Consider the following 16656-nt stretch of genomic DNA (forward strand, 5'->3'; position numbering starts at 1 on the left):
TTGCTCGAGACTGCCGTTTCCTCGCAGCTTCAGGCTTTCACTATCCCTGAATCGCTTTTTATGCAAGTACTTATAAGTCCGTCATCGCTACTTATATTAATAATAATGAACATATTTTAACACGTTCTTTTTTAAATCTCAATAGAGGAACGTGCCCATCTAGGATAGAGTTTCGCCTATTTTTTCGTTATTTATTCCGTAATTTTGCTTAATGTGCTTAATTGCTTCGCGTTTACTTAATGGAGCGAGTTCGTTGTTTTGAACGTATTCCCATACCACATCTGGTTTTGTTTTTGCATATTCGCGAAGGACCCAGCCGATTGCTTTTTGAATGAAAAATTCTTTTGAGGAATGTAGTTGTCCGATAATCCAGAAAAGGAGTTCTTCATCCATTTTTTGTTTATATTTCAGCTGGAATAAAATAGCAGCACGTTGTAACCATATGTTTTCTGATGCAATCCACTTTGGAATATATGCAGAAATTAATTCTGGATGTTTTAAAAAGATAGCACCTAAAAATGTAGGGACGATGCTATCAACAGAATCCCACCAAGATTTTGTGACAATAAGTTCTTCTAAAAATGGGATATGAGTTTCGTTTATGTGTTTTTTATATTTTTGCATGATATCGAGTGCGGCAGCTTGAAATTCACGTTCTGGTAAGTCCCAAAGTTCACGCACGATAATTTGGAAGTCCTCTTTATCTGGGAGAGTATGTATTTGAATGACGTCTTTCAATAACTGTCTTCTCTCAGGAGTTTGAATACCGAGAAACGGGAAGTGATTTTTCATATAACGTGTCATCGGTTCTGCTTTTTCGGGATTTTGATGAGCTGTAAAATGCTCTTGTAATGCCTTTACAAATGGATGCATAGGTATGTACTCCTCTCTCATTATCTTTCTCTTCTTATTATACAAAGAGTTTGGTTAAATTTTAAAACATAACTTGCACTGTAATGAAATATGTTGAGAAGAGAGAGGAGAGGATAAGATGGAAGAACAAGGCGTACTAGCAGGTTTCTTTGCTCTTAGTTTTACGTTTATTCTTGTTATAATAATTTGGGCAATTATTTCGTATTTGTTAACGGCTTTTGCACTTTATACGATGGCGAAAAATGATGGTGCAACTGATGGTGTTCTTGCTTTTATTCCGTTTATAAATAGTAAGATATGGGGTGATTTAGCGAAAGATAAATTACCAGATTTCTTGAAAGAAGAAGCAGGGTGGAAAGTATTTGGCATATATGTTGGATGCTTCATCTTTAATTTCGTACCAATTCTATATATATTAGCAACAGCTGTATCACTTGTACTGTCTATTTATCTTATCTACGCTATTTTGGATAGATACGGAACGAATTCCATACTATTTACGATCATTCATACAATCACATTTTCGGTTTTCTTGCCGATTCATTTGTTCATTATTCGGAATGAGCCGGTTAGGTATAACGAGTAGGCGTATCAAAGTTGCCCTGCGGTCGATATATTTGGTTCTATAATAATTCGGATATGCTGAAAAAAGAACGAAAGCGCCCTGCTGAGCAGGGCGCTTTTTTCTACTACATAAGATAGCGTAAGTAAATGTAAATATGAGAAATGATTAATGAAACGATCATAATTGGGAAGCCGACTTTAAGGAATTCCATGTAGCTGAATTTATGTCCTTCACGACTTGCGATACCAGCTACGATTACGTTAGCAGAAGCCCCGATTAATGTTCCGTTTCCACCTAAGCAAGCACCTAATGCTAATGCCCACCATAGTACGTCGACTTGTGCGTCAGAAGGTGATAAACCTAGCCCAACTGCCATATCGTTAATAAGTGGAATCATTGTTGCAACGAATGGAATGTTATCGATTGTTGCAGAGGCGATACCAGATACCCATAGAATAAGGATAGATGCCTGAGAAATATCTCCGCCTGTTATTCCAATTACTTTTTGAGCTAACATTTTGATAAGCCCGATATCAATAAGTCCTCCAACGAGTACGAATAGTCCCGCGAAGAAGAAGATTGTTACCCACTCTACACTTGCGAATACCTCTTCAATTTCATGCTCTTTCACACCGATTAGCATAAGTACAGTAGCGCCAGTTAAGGCGATGATAGCTGCATCAATATGGAAAATGGAATGAGTCATGAAACCTAAAATAGTAAGGCCAAGTACTGTTAAAGATTTCTTCATTAATACTGGGTCTTTAATGTATTGTTTTTCATCTAAGCTCATTAATTTTTTAATTTGTACAGGATCAGCAATTAATTGCTTACGGTACATGAAGTAAAGAATTGTTGCCGTAACAGCAATAATGATGATTACGATAGGTGCTAAGTTGAATAAGAAAGCATTGAAATCTAAATGCTTATTTGCAGAACCAATCATAATATTTGGCGGATCACCAATTAATGTTGCTGTTCCTCCGATATTTGAAAAAATAATTTCAGAAAGTAAATATGGGACAGGATTTACTTGCAAGATGCGCGTAATAGATAAAGTAACTGGAACAACAAGAAGTACTGTTGTAACGTTATCTAAAAATGCGGAGCCAAGCGCGGTAAGTAAGGAAAGTGAAATTAAAATTTTAATTGGATTTCCTTGTGCTCCTTTTGCGGCTTTAATGGCAACGTATTGGAAGACACCTGACTTACTTGTAATGTTTACGAGTATCATCATACCGATGAGTAATGTAATTGTTCCCCATTCAATATGTTTCGTAAAGGCATTGTGTAAGTCAACGACCCCTGCAATTACCATGAATGCTGCACCAAGAAGTGCGATGACAGCACGGTTAATTTTTTCAGAAATAATAATGGCATATGTAATTAAAAAGACTGCGATAGCGAAATAATACTGCCAGTTTGCGAGTTCTTGCGTTGTTTCGTGCAAAACTCTCATCTCCTTTCATTCACTTTTCTTAGTGTGTCAAAAAATTAACTAGATGAAACACACATAACGTCATTATAAAGTAGAAAAATGGCGGATGTAAATGAAAGGGTTTATTTTGTCATATTTTCTGCATAGGTCATTTTTTCTTATTTTTAAAAATATTTGTGGGCATCTGACATATATATAAGATACATCCAATCTGAATATTTAAAATCGAATCAGCATTCGAGCTTGTTCGTGTAGGAGTATCAAATAGAAAGGAATGACAAATATGATAAGGAAGGGATCGTATGGATGAACAACGATTTTTGTTTTTAGACTTTGAGTTTACGATGCCCCAGCATAGAAAAAAGCCAAAAGGTTTTTTCCCAGAAATTATTGAGGTCGGACTCGTTTCAGTTGTTGGTTGTAAGGTGGAAGATACGTATTCATCGCATATTAGACCGAAAACATTTCCGTCTTTAACGGATCGATGTAAAAAATTTTTAGGAATTAAACAGGAAGTAGTGGACAAAGGAATTTCTTTTCATGAACTTGTTGAGAAACTTGCAGAATATGAGAAGAGTGGTAAACCGACAATTGTAACGTGGGGAAATATGGATATGAAAGTCTTAAAGCATAACTGTGAAATGGCGGGAGTAGAATTTCCATTCTTTGGACAGTGTCGTGATTTATCGCTTGAGTATAAGAAGTTTTTTGGAGAGAGAAATCAAACAGGGCTGTGGAAAGCAATTGAGGCGTATGGAAAAGCAGGAACAGGAAAGCATCATTGTGCGCTTGATGATGCGATGACGACATATAATATTTTTAAGTTAGTAGAAAAAGATAAAGAGTATTTAGTCAAACCAGCACCTCCGACATTAGGGGAACTTGTTGATTTTTCGAAAGTGTTAAAGAAAGTGAGTACACAGTAACGACCAAATTGCAAAATATGTAATTTGGTCGTTTTGTTTTTTAAAGTTTGTAATCTTGCTTCAATTGCTGAAGTGTTTCTAGACTACGCCCCGCAAAAGGTGAATCATCTTCAGAAAATGAATTCATTTGAGTTTCTAATGCTAATTTTAGTGACTCTGTATAATCCGGAATTTCCCCTTCATATTTCTTCACCATTTGCTCTGGAATGTTCGTCTGTTCACGAAAAGCTAAAGCACGTCTTTCATGGAAAAATGGTACGTCAGCTTGTTTTACGTTATGTAAGTCACCTTGCACGGGATGTTTTAAAACAGCTAACACTTTTACGACGTAACTGCCAGGACGGCTATTTGTAATTTCGCCGATGTATTTTCCAGTTTTATAAATACCAGTAACGATTTCACCAATTTCAAATGTTTCTCTCATATTTTTCACCTCAAGTTTATAGTAAGGAAAGTATAAGAAGGAGTCAAAGAAATTAGTTGATTTTTGAATGTCCTTGAGAATATGACAGGCTTCAATTATAATTTAAGGTGATAAAACAGAAAATTCTGATGTTTATTCTTACTATAAATTCCCCGATAAGGAGTGTTTCATATGATGCCTTTATATTTTCCTGAAGATAAAACGGAGTATATTATTCCAGGTATTGTTTGCGTTCTATTTATCATCGGTGCGGTTGCTACGTGGCGTATGTTTATTCGTGTATCAAAACGAGAAGCAGAGCGATTACAGAAAGTAGAAGAAAAGCTTTTAGCTGAAAAGAAACGGTAATTCATTTTTGTATGTTTCCCTCTATGCTCGGACAATCTAAGGGCAGAAAGCATTTTGGAGGGAATTGAATGAAAAGACGGCTTTTTTTCAGTTGTTGTTTATTATTTCTAATGGCGGGTTGTGACCAAGGGAAGCCGAAAGAAATTGATGTGAAATTACATAATGCTTCAGGTGATGAAGTTGGGACTGCAAAAGTAGTTCAGCAAACAAGTGGAGTGAAAATTAAGATTAAAGCGGAAGGCTTTACACCAGGACCACACGGGATACATGTGCATGAAATCGGAGAATGTAAAGCGCCACGTTTCGAATCATCTGGGAATCATTTTAATCCGGATAATAAAAAGCACGGACTCCTCAATCCGAAGGGCGCAGAAAATGGTGATTTACCGAACGTAGTTGCAGACGGTTCGGGAAAGATTAAAGCAGAAATCGATGCTCCGCATATAACGCTTGAAGAAGGAAAAACGACGATTCATAGAAAAGATGGAGCGTCTATTATTATTACAGAAAACGCTGATGATGGTATGACACAACCAACGGGTAAATCTGGTGGCCGAATTGCTTGCGGTGTTATCGTAAAAAAAGTGTCGGATATGAAGAAAAAATAGAAGCTACCTTGAATGGTAGATTTTGTTGTAAAACCGCATGATAGTAAGTGGAATTATATCGATTTATCGAAAAAAAGGAGGCTATCCCAAAATCATTTTGGGATAGCCTCCTTTTTTGTTATGAGAATGTATGGTGTAGTCTGTTTAAAATTTCTTCTAAAACAGATCTAGGACAGCCAATGTTAATTCGGATATAGGCTTCCCCGCCCATTCCGTATTTCTCACCAGGCTCAACGATGATTTTACCTTTCTCTTCAAGCAATGCTGTTCGTTCATCTTGAGAAAGATCCAAGTAGGAACAATCAATCCACAGTAAAAAACTGCCTTCTGGTTTAATTACAGAAAGAGCTGGTATGTGATTTTGAATATACTTACAAGCAAATTGAGCGTTATCTTCAACGTACAATCGAATTTCATTTAGCCAATCATTACATTCTGTATAGGCACTTTGCATTGCTGTATAAGCAAATGTATTTAATCCGTGGAATCCTTGTCTATATTGGATAGACATAAACGCATTACGGAGATTTTCATTCGGAATAATAATGATCGATGCTTGTAATCCAGCGATATTAAATGTTTTGCTCGGAGCCATACAAGTAATAGTGCGTGCTGCTAATTCTTCAGATAAAGAAGCAAACGGTGTATGAGTATGGCCTCTATAAATAATATCGGCATGAATTTCATCCGCGACAACGGTTACATTATATTGCGTACATAACGTACCGAGTTTTGTTAGCTCCTCTTTCGTCCAAACGCGCCCGATAGGATTGTGAGGGCTGCAAAGAAGCATTAGTTTTACACCTTGTTTAAATTGAGTTTCTAGATGCTCGAAGTCTATCTTATATATGCCATTTTGTTTAAACAAGGGACTCTCACATAATTGTCTATTATTTGTTTTGACCATTTCAAAAAATGGTGGATAAATAGGAGGTTGTACGAGTACGGCTTCTCCTTCTTTCGTTATAGCTTGTATGCTCGTACTAAGAGCTGGGACGATACCTGCGCTAAATACAATCCATTCTTTTTGTATTTCCCAATTGTATTGGCTTTTCGTCCAATTACAAATGATATTCCCAATATTTTCAGGAGGAAGTGTATAGCCGAAAATAGGATGTTCTGTGCGTTTTTGTAATGCAGTTTGAATTGGTTTTGGTACTTCAAAATCCATATCGGCAATCCAAGCGTGGATGAGCTCTTCATTTTTATATGTATCCCATTTTGTACTATGCGTTCCGCGACGATTTACCGTTTTATGAAATAGTTGCATATGTTTGCTCCTTTCTTCTGTCAAACTGTTAAGTTATGAAAATTCTCACTCTTCTTATAGAATAGCTGATGTGATACGATAAAGAAAAGCATTAAAAAGTGAAAAGGCGGGAAGCAGATGGGTGCATATGACAAAATGATTGAGGTTGTGAAAAATTGGGATCCGTTTCAAATGGGACCGGAGTTTTATGAAACAGAAGCGAGCGATGTTGTAAACGTCGTAAGTGTGTTTGATGATCCGAAATACATCGCAAAGAAGATTCAACATATATACTTTATGTCTTTTGAAGAAGTACCTGCACTTGAAAAATGCGAAAAATTAGCAGTAGAGTTACTCGTACTAAAAGAAGGCGGAAGTTGTTCATTATAGGCTGTCGGAATTTACGACAGCCTTTTTGTTTATTTTCATTTGTGCGGATGGATTAAAGCTTCACTTTATTCCGCTATTTGCGGGCAGTAAGACTCCAGCCTCAAAATTCGGTTGAAGCAAAGAGGTTAGGCGAGAAATCAAACTGCCCGTAAAAACCCCCACGGATTAAAGCCTCACTTTATTGCGCCGCAAACGTAATAATTTCTTCATAAACATGATCGGGCTTTTCTTCAGGTAGTAAGTGCCCTGTATTTTCGTAAGAAATGAAAGTTGAATTAGGTAGGTCCTTATGGAGACGGTGTCCTACATGTACAGGGACGACGCGATCTTTTTCACCCCAAATGAGTAATACTGGGGTTTCGATTTTTTGTAATTCAGTTGAAGATAAGTCACCTTCACGGTCTCTTATCATTCGAGTTAAAGCAGGGAATATACGATCATCATAAAAAGGAGCAGCGTAGCCTTCCATCATTTCATTGTCAATTAATGAATGGTCATGAACGACATTCATTAAGTTATGGACGATGCCCCTTCGAATAATCCAGTTCTTCACGTATAAGTGGAAGAATGGTAAATAAGAGGAGTACAGTAAAGGTAAGTTTGCGCGTGCTAAATAACTAGAGCTACATAGTAAAATCGTCTTTGAAATTAATTCAGGGCGTAAACGGTTTACAAAGAGTGAAATTTGTCCGCCCATAGAATGGCCAACTAATACAATATTCGAAAGAGATAAATGTTCGATTAAATCGATAATAATAGCTGCTAAATTGTGATAAGAATATTTAAAGAGATGAGATTTATCACTTTTTCCGAATGGTGGTAAATCAAGGGCAATTACTGTACCTTCCTTTGTTAGTAAAGGAATGAGTCGTCGATAGCTAAATGAGGAAGAGAGGAAGCCGTGAACGAGTACGAAAGTAGGTCGTTCTTTTTTAGTATTATGTTCATACAATTCGTAATGAATAGTAGTCCCGCGAGTGGAAAAAGTGAAGTAAGGGCATTTGCATTCATGGTTCATTTTTTGTCACTCCATTGATTTTTGTTCATATCATCTCCCCGCAAGAAACAAAATATGTTAACAAAAAAAGGCAAGATGACATCGTCATCTTGCCTTTCGTTTATTCATTATTATCTGCGAACAATATTAGGCGGTGTTTCTCCTTGTAACCCTGCAACTAAATTTTCAGCAGCTGTCATTGCCATTTGCTGCCTAGTTTTTAATGTTGCAGACCCAATGTGCGGTAAAGTCACAACATTTTGTAATGATAAGAGCGGATTATCTTTTTGAATCGGCTCTTGTGTAAAAGTATCGATGCCCGCTGCGAAGATTTTCTTTTCTGTTAATGCATGGATTAACGCTTCTTCATCTACTGTTTTTCCGCGAGAAGCATTAATGAAGATTGCAGTTTCTTTCATTAATGAAAATTCCTTTTCTCCAATAAGATGATATGTTTCATCTGTTAGTGGAGTAAGAAGGACAATAAAGTCAGATTGTTTTAGTAGCGTCTGTAAATCACAATATGTAGCATCAAATTTTTGCTCTGCTTCTTCTTTACGGCGACGGTTATAATAAAGAACATTCATATCAAATCCGAATTTCGCTCGTTTTGCGATAGCTTCACCAATGCGTCCCATTCCGATAATACCGATTGTACTATGGTGTACATCTAGTCCGAAGTGTTCTTTTCCAATTTCAGCGTTCCATTCACCATTTTTCACGTAGGAGTCGAGTTCACAAACACGGCGACCGGCAGATAACATAAGAGCGAAAACAAGGTCGGCTACTGTATCATCTAGTACGTATGGTGTATTCGTTCCGATGACATTTCGCTTTTCCATCGCTTGTAAATCAAAATTATCGTAACCGACAGAAATGTTGCTTACTACTTTTAAGTTAGGAGCCGCTTCTAATAATTCTTCATTAATAGCAAATCCAAAATTTAATAAACCATCTTTATCTTGTATTTTCTCTAATAGAACATCACGAGGTACCTTCTCATCTTGATCCCATTTTTCGAAATCACAGTGTTCTGATAAATAGTTTTCTACAAATGTTGGAACTGGTTCGGCAATATATACTTTTGGTTTCACGGTTCCATCCCCTTTCGCTTTATCACGCATTTTTCCGCTGATTAAAGCTTCACTTTACCCCGCATTAACGAGCAGTAAGACTCCCACCTAAAAAGACGGTTGAGGCAAAGAAGTGAGGTGGGAGATCAACTGCTCGTAAAAGCCCGATTGGTTCAACTAATAATCCATGGGGTGAACCTTTCCATGGATTAAAGTTTCACTTTATTTTGACATAATTCTCTAAAAAAATCTTCTTTTCAAACTGGAAAGGGTATTTGTATAATTTAGACACAACAGAAAAGGAAGGATGATTTATATGGTGACAGAGAAAGAATTGGAATTATTAGCTTGTCTTGAAAAGAATAGTCGTTTATCTGTAGATACATTAGCGAAGTTGTTAAATATAGAAGTAGAAGAAGCGAAAAAAATGGTTACGAAATTAGAAAGTGAAAAGATTATCGTGGACTATGTAACACATATCGATTGGACAAAAGTGAAAGAACATACTGGTTTAACGGCGATGATTGATGTGAAAGTTACACCGAAGCGTGGTGTCGGTTTTGATGCAGTAGCTGAACAAATTTATCGTTATTCAGAAGTGAAATCTGCGTATTTAATGTCAGGGACATACGATCTTTCTATTACATTAGAAGGAAAGACGATGGGAGAAGTAGCGATGTTTGTTTCTGAGAAATTAGCAACAATTGAATCTGTCGTTTCTACAACAACGCATTTCATTTTGAAGAAGTATAAACATGAGGGAATTATTTACGAAAAAAACGATGATGATAAGCGCATTGTGGTGACACCATGAAGCAATTTGAACTATCTAGAACGGCAGAATCTTTACAACCATCTGGTATTCGAAAGTTTTTCGATTTAGCAGCAAATATGAAAGGTGTTATTTCTCTTGGAGTAGGAGAGCCTGACTTTGTTACACCTTGGAATGTAAGGCAGGCATGTATTCGTTCTTTAGAACAAGGATATACGTCATATACAGCAAATGCAGGATTATTGGAGCTCCGTCAAGAAATAGCAAAGTATCTAGAAAAACAATTTGCAGTATCTTATGATCCAAACGATGAAATCATCGTTACAGTTGGAGCGAGTCAGGCGTTAGATGTAGCGATGCGTGCCATTATAAATCCTGATGATGAAGTACTCATTATTGAACCAAGTTTCGTTTCTTATGCACCGCTTGTGATATTAGCTGGAGGAGTTCCGGTTCCTGTGGCAACGACTTTAGAAAACGAGTTTAAAGTACAACCAGAACAAATTGAAGCAGCTATTACAGCGAAAACAAAGGCAATTTTGCTTTGTTCACCAAATAATCCAACAGGTGCAATGTTAAACAAACCCGAGCTTGAAGAAATAGCAGTGATTGTTGAGAAGTACAATTTAATCGTATTATCTGATGAAATCTATGCAGAGCTCGTATACGACGAAGTATATACAAGTTTCGCGAGTATTAAAAATATGCGCGAGCATACGATTTTAATTTCAGGATTTTCAAAAGGATTTGCGATGACAGGATGGCGTCTTGGGATGATTGCAGCCCCTGTTCAATTTTCAGAATTAATGCTCAAAATCCACCAGTATTCAATGATGTGTGCACCGACGATGTCTCAATTTGCAGCGCTTGAAGCATTACGCGGAGGGAATGATGAAGTAATTCGAATGAGAGATAGCTATAAAAAACGTCGTAACTTTATGACGACATCTTTCAATGAAATGGGCTTAACATGTCATGTGCCAGGCGGGGCATTTTATGTTTTCCCTTCTATAGCTTCAACCGGACTATCCTCAACAGAATTTGCAGAACAATTATTATTAGAAGAAAAAGTGGCTGTTGTTCCTGGAAATGTGTTTGGCAGGAGTGGTGAAGGATTTATTCGTTGTTCATATGCAACATCGCTTGAGCAACTTATGGAAGCAATGAAGAGAATGGAACGGTTCATAGAGAATAAAAAAAGGACAAAACACAATACGTTTTGTCCATAAAAGGGGGGGAATACTAGAAAGCCATGTGTTAGTATTCTATCCTAATATTGGAGAATTATACGTATTACAGGAAATTTTTTCGTGAATTTTGAATGAGTTCTATCAAAGTGGTATAATTTACTAATATAAGGTGGGAGTATCCTCGGTGTTTTACTTAGGATACTTACTCACTAATCGGATATTTAACAATAAATACATCTGCTTTGCTATTTACAATTGTAGAGAAAATGGTAAACGTATGGGAGTGTTTCACATGTCAGAACAATATACAACGGGAGTGGTTGTAACAGGGAAAGTAACTGGAATTCAAGATTACGGTGCATTTGTAGCTTTGGATGCAGAAACACAAGGACTTGTGCATATATCTGAAATCACAAATGGGTATGTAAAAGACATTCATGACTTTTTAAAGGTCGGAGATACAGTAGAAGTAAAAGTACTTTCAATTGATGAAGAACACAGAAAAATGAGTTTATCGTTAAAAGCGGCGAAAAGAAAGCAAGGACGAATTCTTATACCGAATCCATCAGAGAACGGATTTAATACACTGCGAGAAAAGCTAGCGGAATGGATTGAAGAGTCGGAGGTAATAAAGTAAAAGAGGAACGCATATGAGCGTTCCTCTTTTACTGTGACTTATGATATATATATTTGCAAATATGATTGCATGCAATCATATTCGTATGTCGGAGGCGAAAAAGACATACTGACTATTGAATTTCATGTGTTTCTGGGTGAGTACCAAGATTCTCGGATGGTTTAAATAGTAAGCCGAGATTGATAAGCCCAGAAATACCAACGATGCCGTAAATAATACGTGCAAGAGCTGATTTCTGTCCCCCGAAAATAGCCGCTACTAAGTCAAACTGGAAGAACCCGATCAGTCCCCAGTTAACAGCGCCGATTACAGTGAAGACTAATGCGATACGTTGCAAGGTACTCATGAAAAGTCCCCCCCTTAATGTGAAGCGTGAGCAAGCAAGGAGTTAATAAGAAAATTTAACTCCTTTATAGAATGGTATAGTTTTGTTGTTTTTATACATGAAAAATGTACGAAAAACGATGTATATACATCTATACCGAAAAATTCGAATTTTTATGCAAAAAATGAACTTTTTCTAAAAAATAAATAATGGTTACGTTTACAATTGTTGAATCGCTTGATTTACAACTTTAGTTTCGCTAAAGTGAATACAGAAATACATATACATAATTGGAGGGAAAAAGATGAGTACACATGTAACGTTCGACTATTCTAAAGCGTTATCCTTCATCGGTGAAAATGAACTAACTTATTTACGTGATGCAGTAAAAGTAACACATCATGCAATCCACGAAAAAACTGGAGCTGGGAACGATTTCCTTGGGTGGGTAGAGCTTCCGCTTCAATATGACAAAGAAGAATTCGCTCGCATTCAAAAATGCGCAGAAAAAATTAAAAATGACTCTGACATTTTACTTGTTGTAGGTATTGGTGGTTCTTACCTAGGAGCACGCGCAGCAATTGAAATGTTAAACCATTCTTTCTATAACACGCTTTCTAAAGAACAACGTAAAACTCCACAAGTGCTATTTGTTGGACAAAACATTAGCTCCACTTACATGAAAGATTTAATGGACGTACTAGAAGGTAAAGACTTTTCTATTAACGTTATTTCCAAATCAGGTACAACAACAGAGCCTGCAATCGCATTCCGTATTTTCCGTAAATTATTAGAAGAAAAGTATGGAAAAGAAGAAGCACGCAAACGTATTTATGCGACTACAGATAAAGCGCGCGGTGCTTTAAAAACATTATCTGATAATGAAGGCTACGAAACGTTCGTTATTCCAGATGATGTTGGCGGTCGTTTCTCTGTATTAACACCAGTAGGTTTATTGCCAATCGCTGTAAGTGGCCTAAACATTGAAGAGATGATGAAAGGTGCAGCTGCTGGTCATAATGATTTCGCGAAATCAGAACTTGAAGAAAACCCAGCTTACCAATACGCAGTAGTTCGTAATGCTCTATATAATAAAGGGAAAACAATTGAAATGCTTGTTAACTATGAGCCAGCACTTCACTACTTCTCTGAGTGGTGGAAACAGTTATTTGGTGAAAGTGAAGGAAAAGATCAAAAAGGTATTTTCCCATCTTCAGCAAACTTCTCAACTGACTTACACTCATTAGGTCAATACATTCAAGAAGGTCGTCGTGACCTATTCGAAACAGTTCTTAAAGTAGGTAAATCTACACACGAACTAAAAATCGAATTAGACGACAACGATTTAGATGGATTAAACTACCTTGCTGGTGAAACGATAGACTTCGTAAACACAAAAGCATACGAAGGTACATTACTTGCACATAGCGATGGCGGAGTACCAAACTTAATCGTAAACATCCCTGAATTAAATGAGTACACATTCGGTTACCTTGTATACTTCTTCGAAAAAGCATGTGCGATGAGCGGCTACCTATTAGGCGTAAATCCATTTGACCAACCAGGAGTAGAAGCATACAAGAAAAACATGTTTGCTTTACTTGGTAAACCAGGATTTGAAGAATTAAAAGCAGAATTAGAAGAGCGTTTAAAATAATGAAAAGCGATCGGGTCTCCGGTCGCTTTTTATTATTTTATTGAAAGGTACATCGGTATATTCAAACTAGAATGGGTATGCTAAAGGAAAAGTCTAGGAGGGATGGGCTTGATTCCGATTCAATCAAAATTAGAAGGATGTACATATGCGTTATATAAGTTAGAAGAGGTTATGAAACCACTTGGATATAGTATTGGCGGCAATTGGGATTATGATAAAGGATGCTTTGATTATAAAATCGACGAAGAAGAAGGGTATCAATTTTTACGTGTACCATTTACAGCGGTGGATGGGGAACTAGATGTGCCTGGTGTAATAGTCCGTCTTGAAACACCGTATATTCTTTCGCACGTATATCAAGACGAACTAGATGATAATGTTAATGCTTTAACAGCTGGAACGAGTGGATTGGATCAATTTGCGGAGCCACAAGATCCAGATGGAGATGTGAAAAGAAAATATATCAATATTGGTAAAGTATTGGTACAAGAACTAGAAAATCATTTTTTTAATGGTGAATAACGATGAGTATGTCGCTTTCGATGAGAATGAAAGAATGAACTGGATTGATCATATATTGTTCGTCGCGCTTTACACCTAGTAAGAGAATGTTTTGCTTTAAAAGAGTATAGCTACAATTTGCAAAGGATTGTCCGGTGCAGGACGGGGGAATCTCCATCAGTTGTAATTTGTTATCAGAGATTTCATCGTAAAGTGAGAATAGTACACCTGAAATGGAAGGGAATAAAAGAGAAGCGGTAAATACATAGCTCGTTAATTTATTTCCTTCTATAATTTCTGATACGCCAGCTCTCGTTGCATTTTGGATTTGTTCAGAAGTAAGAAGTTCAGCGATGCAGTGAATGTTTGGATTAAGTCCTTTTGCAGTTAAAATATTTAAAATGGACTGTGTATCTGCTAAGCTTTCGTTCTTCTCTTTATCCGCTGTTATTAATATAGTGTGAGCTGTTGTAATGTTAGCTTTTAATAAAGTTTGATCGTGATGCGGACAACCTTTTATAAATTCTAAATGATGAAATGGCTTTGGAAGTAAAGAAAGTGTTTCATCAATTAAAACGATATCAAGGTTCGGTTGTAATATGTGCATTTGTTTTACAACATGTTTTGCACGCTCATTCCAGCCAACGATAATCATATGACCATTAGAGGTAGCAGCTGCTTCACCTTTAATTCTCATATATTGTTTATTAATCATGTCGGTAGCGAATAGAACCATATAATAAGAACAAAATCCCGTCCCTAATAAAATAATACATATACCAATAAGTTTTCCTATCGTTGTATGGGGGGCGAAATCGCCGTATCCAACGGTGAAAATGGTAACGATTGACCACCAAACCCCGTCGAACCATGTGGTGAAGTGAGATGGCTCTAATATATGTATAAGAAAGCCGGAGAAGGCAGTAAGTACAATAATAAAACAAATTAAACGAAAAATAATGGAATCGCGAAATGTATCTACTAAATTCGGACGGGATTTCAAGTTCCTATTCCTCCTTACTTTTCAAGACTACATTCATTGTTACCATTATAGAAAAAAGAAAAACTCTCTAATTAAAAAGAGAGTTTTTCTTTAACTACTCAGTCACTCTATGAAAAAACGCCAGAAAAGCATTTTTAAAAATGACCGAGAGGGACTGGTTATGTATAGGATCGGTCAGTGTCTTTTCCTGCCATGCGCGAAGTTTTAAAACAAAGAAAGGTAGAGGACCATTTTATCTCCATGGCAGTAATCTATATGCTGAAAAATGAAAATAACTTTCTATAGGTAATAAGGTACGTATTCTCGCGGGAGTAATACTCCTTATCTAACTTCTAAATGAAAGGTATGGCTGGGTAGTAACGTTTTTCTTTATGTTACATACTCTCCACTTCGGTTTGTTGAACACTTTCAAGATGCTGAAGAGCATAATAAACATCAGCGGTATGTCTTTTTTGATCGATAGACAATTTCAAATGTAAATAGTGCGAACCATTTTCCAATGTCTTGAGCTTCATGTTCTTAACTTTTATATCCATTTCTTTTATTTCTTCAATTACGGTCGGGATATTGTCCATATTTCGTACAACGAGTTTCACTGCGATATCACGTTGGCGAAATGATCTAGGACCGACGTATTTCATCGCTAATGGTATAAGTTCTACACTAATCATAAGGAAACACATTCCGAAAATAGCCTCGATATAGAAACCAGCTCCAACGGCAATGCCGATGCCAGAAGCACCCCAAATCATAGCGGCGGTCGTTAATCCCGCAATACTATCGTTTCCTCTGCGTAAAATTACACCGGCACCTAAAAAACCAATTCCTGATACAATTTGAGCGGCAAGTCGAAGTGGATCCATATTCATATGATCGGTATGTGGTAAGTTGTAAGCTGCTTTAATAGAAACAATGGTTAGGAGGCAACTAATAATAGAAATAACTAAACAAGTTTTTAAGCCGAGTGGTTTACGTTTTAATTCGCGCTCTAAACCGATAGCGAATCCTAAAATAGCCGAGAGACCTAGTTTTATTAATAAGTCGGTGTAGTCCATGTATATTCCTCCTTGTATGATATAGTATATGAATAAAACGTTTATCCCGCTATTTGCGGGCAGTAAGCCCCGCCTCAAAATTCGCCGAATGCGAGAAAGTTAGGTGGGAGACGACTGCCCGTAAATGCCCGATTGGTGAAGGCTAATAATCAGTGTGGGGGATGAACACCCCCCACACTGATTAAAGTTTCACTTTATATAGAAAGAAACGTTTTGTGACAGAGGGACTTTCTATAGAATATATGTAGGAATTACTTAGAAATGAAAGAGATGTTTCGTTTAAGTATATGATATTAAAAAAGAAATGTAGTTGGTTTCAAAAAAGTTTTCAAAAGGTGTTGCATTTCATTTTTCTACATGATATATTAATAACCGTCGCTGATGCGGAAACGCAGAAAACGACAAAAAAGAAATTGAAAAACTTAGTTGACATCGAAAAATGAAGATGTTAACATAAGGAAGTCGCAAATGAGCGACTAAGTAGTTCTTTGAAAACTGAACGAAACAAACAACGTGAACGTCAATTTTTATTTTTAGATGCTAGACAAACTAACTTTATTGGAGAGTTTGATCCTGGCTCAGGATGAACGCTGGCGGCGTGCCTAATACATGCAAGTCGAGCGAA

General features: G+C 36.8%; 19 protein-coding genes and 1 rRNA gene. 11 read left to right on the forward strand and 9 right to left on the reverse strand.

Features of this window, described 5'->3' with window-relative positions:
- Positions 1-159: 159 nt before the first annotated feature.
- Positions 160-873: a DNA alkylation repair protein gene (locus ABH959_RS10245; RefSeq protein WP_016093480.1), complete on the reverse strand. Its 714-nt coding sequence runs from the start codon at positions 871-873 to the stop codon at positions 160-162.
- 118 nt (positions 874-991) lie between these two features.
- Here ABH959_RS10245 and ABH959_RS10250 point away from each other — a divergent pair, with 118 nt between their 5' ends.
- The gene (locus tag ABH959_RS10250; RefSeq protein WP_002067940.1) at positions 992-1459 is read left to right on the forward strand and encodes a hypothetical protein; all 468 of its coding nucleotides are present in this window, start codon (positions 992-994) and stop codon (positions 1457-1459) included.
- Positions 1460-1562: 103 nt separating this feature from the next.
- On the opposite strand, the gene ABH959_RS10255 is transcribed toward ABH959_RS10250, so the two are convergent.
- Positions 1563-2888, reverse strand: coding sequence for an ArsB/NhaD family transporter (locus ABH959_RS10255; RefSeq protein ID WP_002139350.1), 1326 nt, complete (start codon positions 2886-2888; stop codon positions 1563-1565).
- A gap of 290 nt (positions 2889-3178) precedes the next feature.
- Here ABH959_RS10255 and kapD point away from each other — a divergent pair, with 290 nt between their 5' ends.
- Positions 3179-3802 carry a 3'-5' exonuclease KapD gene (gene kapD, locus ABH959_RS10260; protein WP_002034559.1) on the forward strand — a complete coding sequence of 208 codons (624 nt, stop codon included), beginning with the start codon at positions 3179-3181 and terminating at the stop codon, positions 3800-3802.
- Between the two features lie 40 nt (positions 3803-3842).
- On the opposite strand, the gene kapB is transcribed toward kapD, so the two are convergent.
- Positions 3843-4226, reverse strand: coding sequence for a kinase-associated lipoprotein KapB (gene kapB, locus ABH959_RS10265; protein WP_001209324.1), 384 nt, complete (start codon positions 4224-4226; stop codon positions 3843-3845).
- Positions 4227-4397: 171 nt separating this feature from the next.
- Here kapB and ABH959_RS10270 point away from each other — a divergent pair, with 171 nt between their 5' ends.
- Positions 4398-4574 (forward strand): hypothetical protein, encoded by a 177-nt coding sequence (locus ABH959_RS10270; RefSeq protein ID WP_000982764.1) that lies wholly within the window; start codon positions 4398-4400, stop codon positions 4572-4574.
- A gap of 68 nt (positions 4575-4642) precedes the next feature.
- A complete protein-coding gene (locus ABH959_RS10275; protein WP_242311064.1) occupies positions 4643-5182 on the forward strand; it encodes a superoxide dismutase family protein in 540 nt (179 codons plus the stop codon).
- Positions 5183-5300: 118 nt separating this feature from the next.
- On the opposite strand, the gene ABH959_RS10280 is transcribed toward ABH959_RS10275, so the two are convergent.
- Positions 5301-6452: a MalY/PatB family protein gene (locus tag ABH959_RS10280; RefSeq protein ID WP_404492543.1), complete on the reverse strand. Its 1152-nt coding sequence runs from the start codon at positions 6450-6452 to the stop codon at positions 5301-5303.
- A 117-nt stretch (positions 6453-6569) separates the two neighbouring features.
- Between ABH959_RS10280 and ABH959_RS10285 the strand changes: the two genes are divergently transcribed.
- Positions 6570-6821 (forward strand): YugE family protein, encoded by a 252-nt coding sequence (locus ABH959_RS10285; protein WP_002015854.1) that lies wholly within the window; start codon positions 6570-6572, stop codon positions 6819-6821.
- Positions 6822-6999: 178 nt separating this feature from the next.
- Here the strand turns inward: ABH959_RS10285 and ABH959_RS10290 are convergent, their stop codons facing one another.
- Together ABH959_RS10290 and ABH959_RS10295 are read right to left on the reverse strand one after the other, a co-directional pair.
- Positions 7000-7839 carry an alpha/beta fold hydrolase gene (locus ABH959_RS10290; RefSeq protein WP_404441847.1) on the reverse strand — a complete coding sequence of 280 codons (840 nt, stop codon included), beginning with the start codon at positions 7837-7839 and terminating at the stop codon, positions 7000-7002.
- A gap of 110 nt (positions 7840-7949) precedes the next feature.
- The gene (locus tag ABH959_RS10295) at positions 7950-8942 is read right to left on the reverse strand and encodes a 2-hydroxyacid dehydrogenase (RefSeq protein ID WP_404492544.1); all 993 of its coding nucleotides are present in this window, start codon (positions 8940-8942) and stop codon (positions 7950-7952) included.
- A 265-nt stretch (positions 8943-9207) separates the two neighbouring features.
- On the opposite strand from ABH959_RS10295, the gene ABH959_RS10300 reads away from it, so the two are divergent.
- The 3 genes from ABH959_RS10300 (at position 9208) to yugI (ending at position 11490) form a co-directional block, all read left to right on the forward strand.
- On the forward strand, positions 9208-9705 hold the full coding sequence (locus ABH959_RS10300; RefSeq protein WP_113938635.1) for an Lrp/AsnC family transcriptional regulator: 498 nt from the start codon (positions 9208-9210) through the stop codon (positions 9703-9705).
- A complete protein-coding gene (locus tag ABH959_RS10305; RefSeq protein WP_404492545.1) occupies positions 9702-10892 on the forward strand; it encodes an aminotransferase in 1191 nt (396 codons plus the stop codon). The genes ABH959_RS10300 and ABH959_RS10305 overlap by 4 nt, the downstream gene beginning before the upstream one ends.
- 253 nt (positions 10893-11145) lie before the next feature.
- Positions 11146-11490 (forward strand): S1 domain-containing post-transcriptional regulator GSP13, encoded by a 345-nt coding sequence (gene yugI, locus ABH959_RS10310; RefSeq protein WP_002015848.1) that lies wholly within the window; start codon positions 11146-11148, stop codon positions 11488-11490.
- Positions 11491-11602: 112 nt separating this feature from the next.
- On the opposite strand, the gene ABH959_RS10315 is transcribed toward yugI, so the two are convergent.
- The gene (locus ABH959_RS10315) at positions 11603-11836 is read right to left on the reverse strand and encodes a DUF378 domain-containing protein (RefSeq protein WP_002089278.1); all 234 of its coding nucleotides are present in this window, start codon (positions 11834-11836) and stop codon (positions 11603-11605) included.
- Positions 11837-12119: 283 nt separating this feature from the next.
- Between ABH959_RS10315 and ABH959_RS10320 the strand changes: the two genes are divergently transcribed.
- Both ABH959_RS10320 and ABH959_RS10325 read left to right on the forward strand, forming a co-directional pair.
- Entirely contained in the window at positions 12120-13472 is a 1353-nt protein-coding gene (locus ABH959_RS10320; RefSeq protein ID WP_002015845.1) for a glucose-6-phosphate isomerase, read from the forward strand.
- 108 nt (positions 13473-13580) lie between these two features.
- Positions 13581-13994, forward strand: a complete 414-nt coding sequence (locus tag ABH959_RS10325; RefSeq protein ID WP_016093472.1) for a YugN-like family protein — start codon at positions 13581-13583, stop codon at positions 13992-13994.
- Here ABH959_RS10325 and ABH959_RS10330 read toward each other — a convergent pair.
- Complete coding sequence (locus tag ABH959_RS10330) at positions 13981-14976, reverse strand: potassium channel family protein (RefSeq protein ID WP_002191049.1); 996 nt, start codon at positions 14974-14976, stop codon at positions 13981-13983. The genes ABH959_RS10325 and ABH959_RS10330 overlap by 14 nt on opposite strands.
- A 374-nt stretch (positions 14977-15350) precedes the next feature.
- Positions 15351-16031 carry an MgtC/SapB family protein gene (locus tag ABH959_RS10335; protein ID WP_002067957.1) on the reverse strand — a complete coding sequence of 227 codons (681 nt, stop codon included), beginning with the start codon at positions 16029-16031 and terminating at the stop codon, positions 15351-15353.
- Positions 16032-16586: 555 nt separating this feature from the next.
- On the opposite strand from ABH959_RS10335, the gene ABH959_RS10340 reads away from it, so the two are divergent.
- A 16S ribosomal RNA gene (locus tag ABH959_RS10340) occupies positions 16587-16656 on the forward strand; the annotation flags it as partial.

It is taken from the genome of Bacillus sp. RC51 (genome assembly GCF_044908115.1).
Classification (GTDB): domain Bacteria; phylum Bacillota; class Bacilli; order Bacillales; family Bacillaceae_G; genus Bacillus_A; species Bacillus_A mycoides.

Bases quoted from the DNA above. Each gene is read 5' to 3' on its own strand.
- ABH959_RS10245 (WP_016093480.1), bottom strand. From the start codon at position 873: ATGCATCCATTTGTAAAGGCATTACAAGAGCATTTTACAGCTCATCAA.
- ABH959_RS10250 (WP_002067940.1), top strand. From the start codon at position 992: ATGGAAGAACAAGGCGTACTAGCAGGTTTCTTTGCTCTTAGTTTTACG.
- kapD (WP_002034559.1), top strand. From the start codon at position 3,179: ATGGATGAACAACGATTTTTGTTTTTAGACTTTGAGTTTACGATGCCC.
- kapB (WP_001209324.1), bottom strand. From the start codon at position 4,226: ATGAGAGAAACATTTGAAATTGGTGAAATCGTTACTGGTATTTATAAA.
- ABH959_RS10270 (WP_000982764.1), top strand. From the start codon at position 4,398: ATGATGCCTTTATATTTTCCTGAAGATAAAACGGAGTATATTATTCCA.
- ABH959_RS10275 (WP_242311064.1), top strand. From the start codon at position 4,643: ATGAAAAGACGGCTTTTTTTCAGTTGTTGTTTATTATTTCTAATGGCG.
- ABH959_RS10280 (WP_404492543.1), bottom strand. From the start codon at position 6,452: ATGCAACTATTTCATAAAACGGTAAATCGTCGCGGAACGCATAGTACA.
- ABH959_RS10285 (WP_002015854.1), top strand. From the start codon at position 6,570: ATGGGTGCATATGACAAAATGATTGAGGTTGTGAAAAATTGGGATCCG.
- ABH959_RS10290 (WP_404441847.1), bottom strand. From the start codon at position 7,839: ATGAACCATGAATGCAAATGCCCTTACTTCACTTTTTCCACTCGCGGG.
- ABH959_RS10295 (WP_404492544.1), bottom strand. From the start codon at position 8,942: ATGCGTGATAAAGCGAAAGGGGATGGAACCGTGAAACCAAAAGTATAT.
- ABH959_RS10300 (WP_113938635.1), top strand. From the start codon at position 9,208: ATGGTGACAGAGAAAGAATTGGAATTATTAGCTTGTCTTGAAAAGAAT.
- ABH959_RS10305 (WP_404492545.1), top strand. From the start codon at position 9,702: ATGAAGCAATTTGAACTATCTAGAACGGCAGAATCTTTACAACCATCT.
- yugI (WP_002015848.1), top strand. From the start codon at position 11,146: ATGTCAGAACAATATACAACGGGAGTGGTTGTAACAGGGAAAGTAACT.
- ABH959_RS10315 (WP_002089278.1), bottom strand. From the start codon at position 11,836: ATGAGTACCTTGCAACGTATCGCATTAGTCTTCACTGTAATCGGCGCT.
- ABH959_RS10320 (WP_002015845.1), top strand. From the start codon at position 12,120: ATGAGTACACATGTAACGTTCGACTATTCTAAAGCGTTATCCTTCATC.
- ABH959_RS10335 (WP_002067957.1), bottom strand. From the start codon at position 16,031: ATGGACTACACCGACTTATTAATAAAACTAGGTCTCTCGGCTATTTTA.